This window comes from Nonomuraea aurantiaca, assembly GCF_020215705.1.
GTDB lineage: Bacteria > Actinomycetota > Actinomycetes > Streptosporangiales > Streptosporangiaceae > Nonomuraea > Nonomuraea aurantiaca.
Genome location: NZ_JAIWNB010000055.1, coordinates 19053 through 29421 on the forward strand (window position 1 = coordinate 19053; position 10369 = coordinate 29421).

At 67.3% G+C, this 10369-nt stretch carries 9 protein-coding genes; 5 read left to right on the forward strand and 4 right to left on the reverse strand.

Annotated features, from left to right (window positions below; all coding sequences use genetic code 11):
• Positions 1-879: 879 nt before the first annotated feature.
• The 3 genes from LDL49_RS53725 to LDL49_RS53735 form a co-directional block, all read right to left on the reverse strand.
• On the reverse strand, positions 880-2217 hold the full coding sequence (locus LDL49_RS53725) for a hypothetical protein (protein WP_225302695.1): 1338 nt from the start codon (positions 2215-2217) through the stop codon (positions 880-882).
• Positions 2218-3063: 846 nt separating this feature from the next.
• Positions 3064-4233: a beta propeller repeat protein gene (locus tag LDL49_RS53730; protein WP_225302696.1), complete on the reverse strand. Its 1170-nt coding sequence runs from the start codon at positions 4231-4233 to the stop codon at positions 3064-3066.
• 95 nt (positions 4234-4328) lie between these two features.
• Positions 4329-4601 (reverse strand): transposase, encoded by a 273-nt coding sequence (locus tag LDL49_RS53735; RefSeq protein ID WP_225302697.1) that lies wholly within the window; start codon positions 4599-4601, stop codon positions 4329-4331.
• A 323-nt stretch (positions 4602-4924) separates the two neighbouring features.
• On the opposite strand from LDL49_RS53735, the gene LDL49_RS53740 reads away from it, so the two are divergent.
• A complete protein-coding gene (locus LDL49_RS53740; protein ID WP_225302698.1) occupies positions 4925-5731 on the forward strand; it encodes an MFS transporter in 807 nt (268 codons plus the stop codon).
• A 52-nt stretch (positions 5732-5783) separates the two neighbouring features.
• Here the strand turns inward: LDL49_RS53740 and LDL49_RS53745 are convergent, their stop codons facing one another.
• On the reverse strand, positions 5784-6656 hold the full coding sequence (locus LDL49_RS53745; RefSeq protein ID WP_225302699.1) for a LysR family transcriptional regulator: 873 nt from the start codon (positions 6654-6656) through the stop codon (positions 5784-5786).
• 85 nt (positions 6657-6741) lie between these two features.
• Between LDL49_RS53745 and LDL49_RS53750 the strand changes: the two genes are divergently transcribed.
• From LDL49_RS53750 to LDL49_RS53765, 4 genes are all read left to right on the forward strand, one after another.
• Positions 6742-7623: a zinc-binding dehydrogenase gene (locus tag LDL49_RS53750; protein ID WP_225302700.1), complete on the forward strand. Its 882-nt coding sequence runs from the start codon at positions 6742-6744 to the stop codon at positions 7621-7623.
• Between the two features lie 552 nt (positions 7624-8175).
• Positions 8176-9090 carry an endonuclease/exonuclease/phosphatase family protein gene (locus tag LDL49_RS53755; protein ID WP_225302701.1) on the forward strand — a complete coding sequence of 305 codons (915 nt, stop codon included), beginning with the start codon at positions 8176-8178 and terminating at the stop codon, positions 9088-9090.
• A gap of 79 nt (positions 9091-9169) precedes the next feature.
• On the forward strand, positions 9170-9712 hold the full coding sequence (locus LDL49_RS53760) for a winged helix-turn-helix domain-containing protein (RefSeq protein WP_225302702.1): 543 nt from the start codon (positions 9170-9172) through the stop codon (positions 9710-9712).
• Positions 9637-10236: a transposase gene (locus LDL49_RS53765; protein ID WP_225302703.1), complete on the forward strand. Its 600-nt coding sequence runs from the start codon at positions 9637-9639 to the stop codon at positions 10234-10236. Before LDL49_RS53760 ends, LDL49_RS53765 begins: the two co-directional genes overlap by 76 nt.
• Positions 10237-10369: the final 133 nt, after the last annotated feature.

Below are 10369 nucleotides of genomic sequence, written 5' to 3' on the forward strand. Positions count from 1 at the left end.
TGGCCTGCAGCATCATCTGCCTCCGCAAGCTGTGAACCGCATTCTGAAACGAGCTGTTACAGAAGAAGGCGGTTCTCGGACTACACAGTCACGACCACGAAAGCCCAGCTCAGACACTCACCGAGAAAGAGCTACACCCATCAGAACCCCACCCTGGGCGCGTTGTAGACGTAGCCGAGGCGTCCTTCGGTTCGCTGGCCTTCACATCCGGAATGTGCGGAGATGAAGTGGTCCCCATTGCCAGGGACGTAGCACCGGTAGAGGGCAATGGTGTTGGGCCCTGCGTGGTGTAGATGTGGCCGACCGGGCCGAGCGGCCGCAACCCTTCGCACCCAGGCTCGAGGCTGAGGAGGTTGTGACCGCCGACCTGGCATTCGAACAGCGGAACAGTTCCTGCGACATGGTCGCGGCGCAGCCGCCAACTGCCTTCGGTGGTGAAGCCGGGTGGCAGACCGCGGGAGGAGGCCCAGTGACCGCGGGTGGGATGGTCGCCGCGGGTGAGCTTGGTGTACGGCCGCCGGCACGGCGAAGCAGCGGCCGTCGTACTCCTGCTCATCCGCAGCGCAGGGCGCCTGCTTGATCTGCGGCTCCCAACGGGCCCACACAAGGTTGATCGCCACGCCGCCGGTATTGGTCCCTGCTATTTCCTCCTTATCCGGCCAGAAATCTGGCTGAATGGATTTTGATCCGGTAGGCGTCACGTACCGGATAAGGGAGCGTGATGTCGCTCGCCTGCGCGGTGATGGGCACCAATGTGGTCAGGAGAAGCGCGCTGATGCATAGCCACCACCATCGATGGGCTCGCATGTGGTCCTTTCTCAGGGAAAAAAGTGGAGATCCGCACCGCTCACACAGCGCTGCGGATCTCCACCGAGATCATCAACTCAAGGGGATGGCGTCCAGGACCCGAGTCGGGATCACCTGCACATTGCTGTTCTGCTGTGCCACAGTCCTACGCCCTCCATTGATCAGCCACACCGACGCCGAGTCCGGGGACTTGACATAGGTACCGTCGGCGATCTGCTTGGTCAGGCCGTCCCAGACGCGGACGGGGATGACCTGGCGCAGCTTGTCCTTGTAGCCGAAGGCGATGAGCTCGTCCATGGTGTAGAACTCGACCTTGGCTCCGCCGACGATCGCAGCCTCAGACGTGGTCCCCGCCTTCACAATCCGCGTCCCGTCGCCGATCTGCTTGGTCAGACCGTCCCAGACGCGGGCCGGGATTACCTGGGGGGTCTGATCATCGTAGCCGGAAGCGATGAGCTCTTCCATGGTGTGGAACTCGACCTTGGCGCCGCCGACGATCGCAGCCTGGGCGGAAGAGGACGCTTCCCCGATCCGCGTCCCGTCGGTGATTTGCGTGGTCAGGCTGTCCCATACTCGAGCAGGAACCACTTGACGCGGTCGGCCGCCATATCCGGACGCGACCAGCTCATCCATCGAGTGGAAGTCGACCCGAGCCCCGCCGACCATGGCAGCCTCGGAGTTCGACCCTGCCTTCGCTATCCGGGTGAAGTCAGCGATGCGTGTGGGCAGTTCATTGAAGGCGCGGGCAGGGATGGCGCGCACCTTCGATGCCCAATCGGTGCCGTAGCCCGAGTCGATGACCTCTTGTGGGCTGGCGAAGTTCACCCTGGCCGCGCCGATGATGGCCGCCACTGGTGTAGATCCCACCGATCCCTGAATTAGGGTTCCGTCCTGTGGCGTCCTCGGTACCGCGTCGAAGTAGCGGGACGGAACGCCCCGCACCTTCGACGTCCAGTTGGTGCCGTAGCCGGCGTCGATGACCTCCTGCGGGCTGGCGAAGGGGATCACGGCGCCCCCCACGATCGCCCCCACTGGGGTTGAGACGCCGTCGGCAGCGCCCTGGATCAGAGTGCCGTCGCGGGGAATGGACGGTATCTGGTGGTAGCTGTCCGACGTGATGATCACGACGCGCTCGCGCCAGTTAGTGCCGTAGCCGGCGTCGATGACCTCCTGCGGGCTGGTGAAGGGGACACGAGCACCGCCCACCGTAACCGACACCGGCAGATCGGTGACCCCGGCGCGGGCCTGTACGAGGCTGCCGTCGGCAGGTTCGTTGTTCATGTGTTCGCGGGCGTCAATCGACCAATCGGAGATCTTCACCGGCGAGCCGCAGCCGACCGGTGCGGCACAGCTGTGCTGGTGCAGCGGTGCACCGCCGACGAACAGGTACACGCGGCCGCGCTGGTCCACGGCCGATGAACCGTCCCGGGGCGTGGCTGGTCCTGCGTTGATCACCGCTTGGGTCGTCGGTCGGGGTGTTGTCCCGCAGATCCCATTGGCGCAGGTAGCCTGCCAGACCGCCGCTCCACCGACCATTTTGTAGATCCGGCCGGTGTCGCTGGTTTGCAGCAATGTGCCGTCGGCGAGTCCGCGTACGTCGGTGACGGGTGCGGGTCCCGGCGCCGGTGCGGGCGTCCCTCCGCCCGGTGGCTGGCCGCCACCTCCGCCTGAACCGCCGCAGGTGGAAGGCATGTTCAGGGTTTGCCCACAGAAAATCTGCCCGAGCGGAGATCCACCGCTCGTTGAATTGCGAATCGCATACCTCTTCCATGCATACTCGCTGTCCAGGTTGCCTTGTGAGACGGAAGTCACACTTTGCTGAGAAGCTGGTCCAGCAAAGCCCAAATCGCCCCGGGGACGTCGCTCAACGGCCGCGAAGAGATGGTCGAGTAGTTGGCGTCCTTCGAGCAGGTGATAGCGGAGCAGCGTTGGCCGGGCGTCCGACGAATCATGCAGCCTGGGCTGACGACCTTTCGCCGGGCCGATTCTCTTCAGGAAACTGCCCTTTCCTGAAGAGAATCGTCTCCACATCACCGAAGCCTGGCGCGCGCATTGGTCGACGATACCGGCGACAAGGTCGGCCTATGGGTGATCGCGGGCTGGGCCGCGGCTTTGTCCGTCACGCTGGCCCGGGCCCACGTCGCGGCAAAGGCCGGCAGAACAGCCAGACTTCGAACATTGACGCACGAGGGCGGATCCCCGAGCAAGGATGAGTCCCCCGGCGCCGCGCCTGCGCGGCGCCGGGGGGTGTCTGGGTCAGGGCAGTTCTGGTGATCGTTCGGCGTAGGTTCGGGCGTTGTCGTCTTGCGTGGGGTTGGAGAAGCCGACCGACCAGACCCGCTTTCCGACAATGGCCAGCCCCTGGTGACTGGGTCCCCACCAGTTCCCGGGATTCGCGCCTTCGATGAGCTGCCATGTTCCGTTGGACAGCCGGGCGAAGCCGGTAATGGTGCGGCCGAAGCCCGCCAGCCATACCTCGCCGTCCGGGGCGACGGCGACATCTCCCAGGCTGGTTCCCTCGGTGTCGAATGAGGGCACGTTGACGTAGCTCCAGGCCGTGCCGTTGTAGCGCATGAGCGCGGCAGAGCCGGTCAGCCCGCCTTCCCAGGTGTACCAGCGTCTGGCGCCGGAGGCGAAGACCTCGCCGGACGGGCTGATGGCGACATCGGTGAGCCAGGTGCCGTCAGCGCCGTCGTTCGGGGTGTCCATGCGGGACCATGTACGGCCGTCCCAGTGCACGACGTACGGTTCGATGTTATGGCCAGCGGTGCGGCTGGCAGCGTATCCGACCGCCCACACGTCGTCGGAGGCGCGCACGGCGACCCCCGACAGCTGGGTGAAGCCCGTCCCTGGCAACGGCAGCGGCACCGGCGTCCAGGCGCGGCCGTCCCAGTGCAGGGCGAGAGCCCTGCTGGGGGCGTTCTCGCTGACGTAGCCGACCGCCCACACATCGGCAGGACCAGCGGCGGCGACCCCCGTCAGGTGGTTGGGTGTGGTCGCGGTGCCCACGTGCGGGCTGGGGACGATCCGCCAGGAGGTGCCGTCCCAGTGCGTGATCAGGCTGGTGCCGCTCAGGTCGCTGGTGGTGCCGGCAGTGCCGACCGCCCACACGTCATCCGGCGCGATCGCGGCCACGCCGGCCAGGTCCACGTTGTTCTTGCCCTCCGGTTTTGGGACCTCGACGTTGCGCCAGGTTGTGCCGTCCCAGTGCGCGGCCAGCGCGTAGCGGGGCACGTGCGGTTTGACCTCGTACTGCCCGACTGCCCAGATGTCGTTGGCGGAGTTGCCGGACACGTCTAAGAACTCGTTGTGGCCGGTGCCTGGGTTGGGTGTGGGAAGCGTCTGCCACCCGGGGCTTTCGGCGAGCGCCTGCCCGGGCGCCATCATGATGAGAGCCGCCGCGGCCAAACCCACGGCTAGGCGCATGTGTCCTGCCATTTGCTTGCCTTTCTGCTTTCGTTTCGCTGGTCAAGCCTTGCAGGGGATGGATCACATTCAGCCACAGACATCCATTGTGATCATTACAGGACGCTTACAGCAGGCCGGAGAAACAGCTGTTCCACGTCGGTCCGGCCGTGGCTGAGCCCGCCGTACAAGGCGCCATGCCCGCGCCGGTACTCCGGCGACAAGCTCAGATCCACCGGCGAGCGCACCGGTCCCGGCTCGCACAACAGCGCATCAGCCAGCTCGAACAACGCATCGGCTCGCGCCTTGAGACAGGCGTAGACGTCGTTCCGGAACCGGGACAACACCCTGGAGGACTCGACACCGGCGGCATCGTTCAGCAGACTCACCCTCACGGCCTTGTAGTGATCAATGGCGACTCGACACCGCACATGATCACTAAAGGCCGTCTTGCTGTCCGCAAAACAGTCAAACCCTGCCTAGCACAACAATCCGGAGAATAAAGAACAAGCTCAGAGAGTATTGCTGAAGCGATGTCTCGCCGGCCGGAGCGGTCGCGCGGGTCGTAAGGCATTGCGGATGGCTCGGGCGGCGGCTCCAACCGCCAGTGCGATCAGTACCAGGGCCGAGGCCCAGCGCATGGGAGACATGATCGATAGGATGACGGGGGTGACCGCTGAGCCCGCCAACACGGCGATCGGTGCAGCCGTTCGTGTCCACGCTGATCGGCATTGCGATCGCGGAGCGCCGCATCACCTCCGTCGACGACCCTGTCACCCGCTACCTGCCCGAGCTCGCCCGGCGAGAGGCCGGCTTCGGCCGCATCACGCTGCGCCACCTGCTGACCGAGATGCGATCGCACTCGCGTAGCAGGAAGGCGTTGACGTCGGCTCCCATCAGGGCCGCAGGCGCGAAGACGTTCCCGATCGTCGCCTGTTCCCGCACGCTCCAGGCGGGGCTTGAGATCCTGCCGCTGACGATCTTCATCCCGGTCAGCAACATCGTCTTCGCTCGCGTCTCCGGGCGCGCCGCGGCTGGTCCGCTGCTGGCCGTCTCGTTTCTGGTCGCGGGGGCGGCCTCGCTGGCCCTGGTCGCGCTGTCGCCCTCCACCCCGTACTGGATGCTGGCCGTCGCTCTCGGTCTGACCGGCATCGCGGGCGGCTTCATCTCCCCCGCCATGACGGCGGCCACGGTGAACGCGGCGGGCACCCGGCACGCCAACACCGCCGGTTCGGTCCTCAACGCCAACAGGCAGATCGGTTCCCTGGTCGGCATCGCCTCCATCGGCGCCGTCCTGGCCGTCACCCCCGGATGGACCGCCGGAGCGGCCCTGTCGTTCCTCCTGGTCGGCACCGCCTACATCGCTGGGGCCCTGATCGCCTGGCGCCTCATCCACCTACCCGAACGCCGCCAGACCACCGCCACGACCGGACCGGTCCCGAAGCCACAGCCCCGCCACGGCCGAGCGGTGTCCTGGCCGGACCGGTCGCCCTCGGAGCACGGGATCTCGACCTGCTGACAGCGAAGGCACGGTCGGCCTCGGCATCCTCGGCATCGGGGTGTCCGTTCGCCTATTGAGCCGTCCCCCGGCGTACCGCATCGAGCAGCAGGCGGAGCATGGGCCCGGGCGGGGCCGGCGGTACGGCGAGCGAGGTCGTGATTTCCGCGTCGGCCAGCGGGCGGAGGGCCACGCGCCGGGCCGGGACCAGGTCGGTGGCCCCCTGGTAGAGGATCGTCCAGGAGGCGGCGCCGGTGCCGATTTCGGCCAGGGTGTCCTGGACGGTGGTGAACGCCGGGCCGCATACCGGCTCGAATCCGGCCGACCGGCAGGCGGCCAGCACCAGGTCGTGCAGCGGCGGATTGTCCGCGCGTGGAGCCAGCCGGAGCGGTAGGCGCGCGAGGTCCCCCAACTCCAGGACGGGCTTGCCGGCCAGCGGATGTGCGGCGGGAAGCGCCACCACCAGGCGGTCAGTCCAGAGCGGCAGGAGTTCGAGGCCGGGTGCGGCATCGAGCACCCGGACAAAAGCGGCGTCGAGCTGCCCCGCCCGCACGGCTGCCAGGCGTTCGTCCAGTGGCAGAGCGCTCAGCCTGACCCCCAGCTTGGGAGGCAACTCCTGCAGCACAAGATCCAGCCGGTCGCCCAGCCCTTGGCTGGTCCCCAGACGCAGCACGCCGTCACGTCCGGTTGCGATGTCCGTCGCCACGTGGCGGATGCGTTCCTCCACGTCCAGCAGGGCGCGAGCCTCTGGGAGCAGACGTTCCCCCGCACCGGTCAGCCGGATCTGCCTGGTGGACCGGTCGAACAACCGGACACCCAGCTCCCGCTCCAGCCGCGCGACCTGCTGGCTCACCGCAGGCTGAACGATCTGGAGCCGTTCGGCCGCACGGGCGAAGCCGCCCTCGTCGGCGACCGTGACGAAATAGCGGAGCTGTCTGATCTCCATGACGGCCTGTCTATAAGGATCGGTGATGGGTCGACAGTGGAAGCGCGGCTGGGTCCCGGCATGTTCCCCGGCTTGACTGGGACACATGAAAGCAGTGATCAACACACCGGAAGGCCCGGTGATCAGCGAGACCCCCGACCCGGAGCCCGCACGGAACGAGGCGCTGGTCGCGGTACGGGCGTTCAGCCTCAACCGCGGCGAACTGACTCTGCTGCAGGCCCGAACGAACAACTGGCGTCCAGGCCAGGACGTGGCAGGGGTGGTACTGGAGGCGGCGGCCGACGGGAGCGGCCCGGCGCCGGGCACACGGGTGACCGCCCTGGTCGAGCAGGCGGGCTGGGCGGAACGGGTGGCCGTGCCCACCGACCGAATCGCAGAACTGCCCGCCGAGGTCAGCATGGAGCAGGCCGCGGCGCTACCCCTGGCCGGCCTCACCGCGCTGCGCACCCTGCGCATGGGCGGCAACCTGCTGAGCCGCCGTGTCCTGATCACCGGCGCGAACGGCGGCGTCGGCCGCTTCCTGGTCGAACTCGCCACCCTCGCGGGCGCCACCGTGACCGCCGTAGCCCGCCAGGACGTGGATGCCCACGAGGTCGTCCCCGATCCAGTCGCGGCCACCGGGCCGTACGACCTGATCATCGAGTCGGTCGGCGGCCCGGCCCTGACCGCCGCGCTGGGCCGTGCGGCCCCCGGTGCCACCATCGTCCTGATCGGATCGAGTAGCGGCCAGAAGACCCCCATCGACATCTACGACTTCATCGGCCACGAGGGCGCGCGCATCCTCCCCTACCTGTCGTACGCCCACCCCGAACCGCCGTCCGTCGACCTGCAAACCCTGGTCGACCTGGTCGCCACAGGCCGTCTGCACCCCACACTCGGCCTGGTCGAAAACTGGTCAGCCCTCGACAAGGCCCTTACCGCCCTCCAAGATCGCCACATCGCCGGCAAGGCCGTCCTCACCCTGTAACGGGACGCCCCAACCAGCTGGCCCGCCGTCCCCATTCACCGGAACGGCGGGCCTCGCGTTATCCCGCCCAGGACCGCCACCGTCCCGCGCCCTGGACGTAGATCCTCCTCGGACGGCGGCCGAGTCCCGAACGTCTCCCGGATCTGCCTGCGGGGGTTCTCGTCCGCGACGTCCATGAGTACTTACCGACAAGCCCCGGATCGACTTACGTACTGGCCTGTCAGTCCCCGACTTGTTCTTGATCAGCTTCCGATTACCCTCGACCAGCGTCTATGAGCCGATCGCGTCGGCGGCGATGAGCAGGCTCGGTCGCACTCTCTGTAGCAACCTCCAGCTTCGTCAGCTTGATCGCCCCCGCCGCCCGATCGGCGATCTCCACCCAGGCCAGCCGGGGCAAGCGCCCGCCCCGAAAGAGGGCGTCCCGGAAACGCGGCGGTCGACTGCTTTCTGAGCGCCTCGCCAGCTCGGGCACGTACTTGTAGATCGTGGAGCGACTGACGCCGAGCGGGCGGGTGACGGAGGAGACGGCCGAACATGCTTTAATGACCAGCCATGATCGCGAGGAAGCTGATGGTGACGGCTGCTCTGGCGGTCGTCACGGTCCCTCTCCACGCTGGGCAGGCCCAGGCTCGGACGTCGTCCTCCGCCACCTCGGTGATGAGCTGGAATGTCTGCGCGGGCACCAATCCCGGTTGCTTCTTCTACGGCAGAAGCATGCAGGAGGTGGCCGTGGAGGTCGGCTGGTACGCGACCACTCAGCCGATCAAGCCAGATGTGATCTTCCTGCAGGAGTTCTGCGCGGGCGGGACGGCCACACTGGAGAGCCTGCTGGAGCAGAAGACCCAGCGCGCCTGGACCGTGCGGTCGTCGATCCTCACGTTGAAGGATGGCTCGCCGAAGGCCTGCGCACCTGACCAGCATGGGCGTCCGCGGGGCAATATCGCCGTCACCGTCGCGGTCGCCGACAATGTGGCCATCTTCCAGGCCCATGGACTGACCTCCCCGCCGTGGTACGCCAAGCGCATGGCGCTCTGCGCCGCGATCCCGGCCAGGAGGCTCAACGTCTGTGGCACCCACCTCAGCGCCGGCCTGTCCTACGACGACAAGCAGCCCGACGCACCCTTCCGGACGAGGCAGGTCCAGGAGCTGCTGGCAGCGGCGGCCAAGCCCGGATACCGTGCCGTCTTTGGCGGAGACCTCAACCTGGCCCCGCCGGACAGCGGGCAGAGCACCGCCACGAAAAGACGCATTCTGGCGCCTGTGTACGCGGCCTACACCGAGTGCGACCAGAACGGCAGCCGCGACGGACGGTGGACCGAGAAGCACGTCCGAGAGGACGGCAGCATCGCGAAGCGCAAGCTCGACTACCTCTTCGCCCCCAAGGGAAGCGTGACCCAGTGCCACGTAGCTCAGGGTGCCGCCTCCTCCGACCACAAGCCCATCTACATCAAGGTCAACCTTGGCTAGAGACCTTCAAAGGTGAGGGTTATATGGCCTGACCTGGGCGTGAATCGGCAGGTGGCCTTCGGAGTGCTACCTGGAGTGTATGAGGTATCCCGATGGTGGTGGCCTGACCGCCGAGCAGCGATTACGACGCGAGCAGGTGCGGATGCGGGCGGCCGACCGCTTCGCCGAGGGTGCGACGGACGCGCAGGTAGCGCGGGAGTTTCGGGTGTCACGGATGTCGGCCAACCGGTGGCGGCGGGCGCTGGAGAACGGCGGCCGGCAGGCGCTGGTCTCCAAAGGAGCGGGCGGGACGGTGTGCAAGCTGGACGAAGGCCAGCTGGCGCAGCTGGAGCAAGTGCTGGTCGGCGGACCAATGGCCTACGGCTGGCCGGATCAGTGCTGGACGCTGGCACGGATCGCCGAGGTGATCGAGCGTGTCTTCCGCGTGCGGTACACGGTGGGCGGGGTGTGCTACCTGCTGCACCGGTTGGGCTGGAGCTGGCAGGCGCCTACTCGGCGCGCCGCTGAACGCGATGAGCAGGCCATCGCCGCCTGGAAGGACGAGCAGTGGCCGATCATAAAAGGCTGGCGGCGCAGCAAGGGGCGTGGCTGTGCTTCGAAGACGAGGCCGGCCAAACCCTGAGATCGCCCAAAGGCCGCACCTGGGGCCGCAGGGGACACACGCCGGTCGTGTCGCTGCCGGTCAAGGGCGCCGGACGCGTGTCGATCGCGGGCTTGATCGCCACTCGCCCCGCCCGGCGATCGCGGCTGATCTACCGGATGCGGCAGCATCGCGGCCGCAAGGGCGAACGCCGAGGATTCTCCGAGGCCGACTACGCGGCGTTGTTCGACGCCGCTCACCAGCAGCTCGGCGGACCGCTGGTGGTGGTCTGGGACAACCTCAACACCCACACCTCGGCCGAGATGGGACGGCTGATCGCCGCCCGCCCATGGCTGACGGTGTTCCACCCGCCCGCCTACGCCCCGGAGCTCAACCCGGTCGAGGGCGTGTGGGCGCACATGAAGAAGAGCCTGGCCAACCTCGCCATCCGCACCGTCGACCAACTGATCGCCGTGGTCAAGAACCGGCTCAAACGCATGCAGTACCGACCCGCCCTCATCACCGGCTTCACCGCCAAGACCGGCCTGGACTTCCGACCGCCGTAACCCCGGTGGGCTTCCCCTTCTAGCGTGGAGATCTGACCTAAGGAGAAGGTTGGGTCGTGGGAGAGACCAGACGCAGGTTCGATCCGGAGTTCCGCGCGGGCGCGGTGCGCATCGTGCGGGAGACAGGAAAACC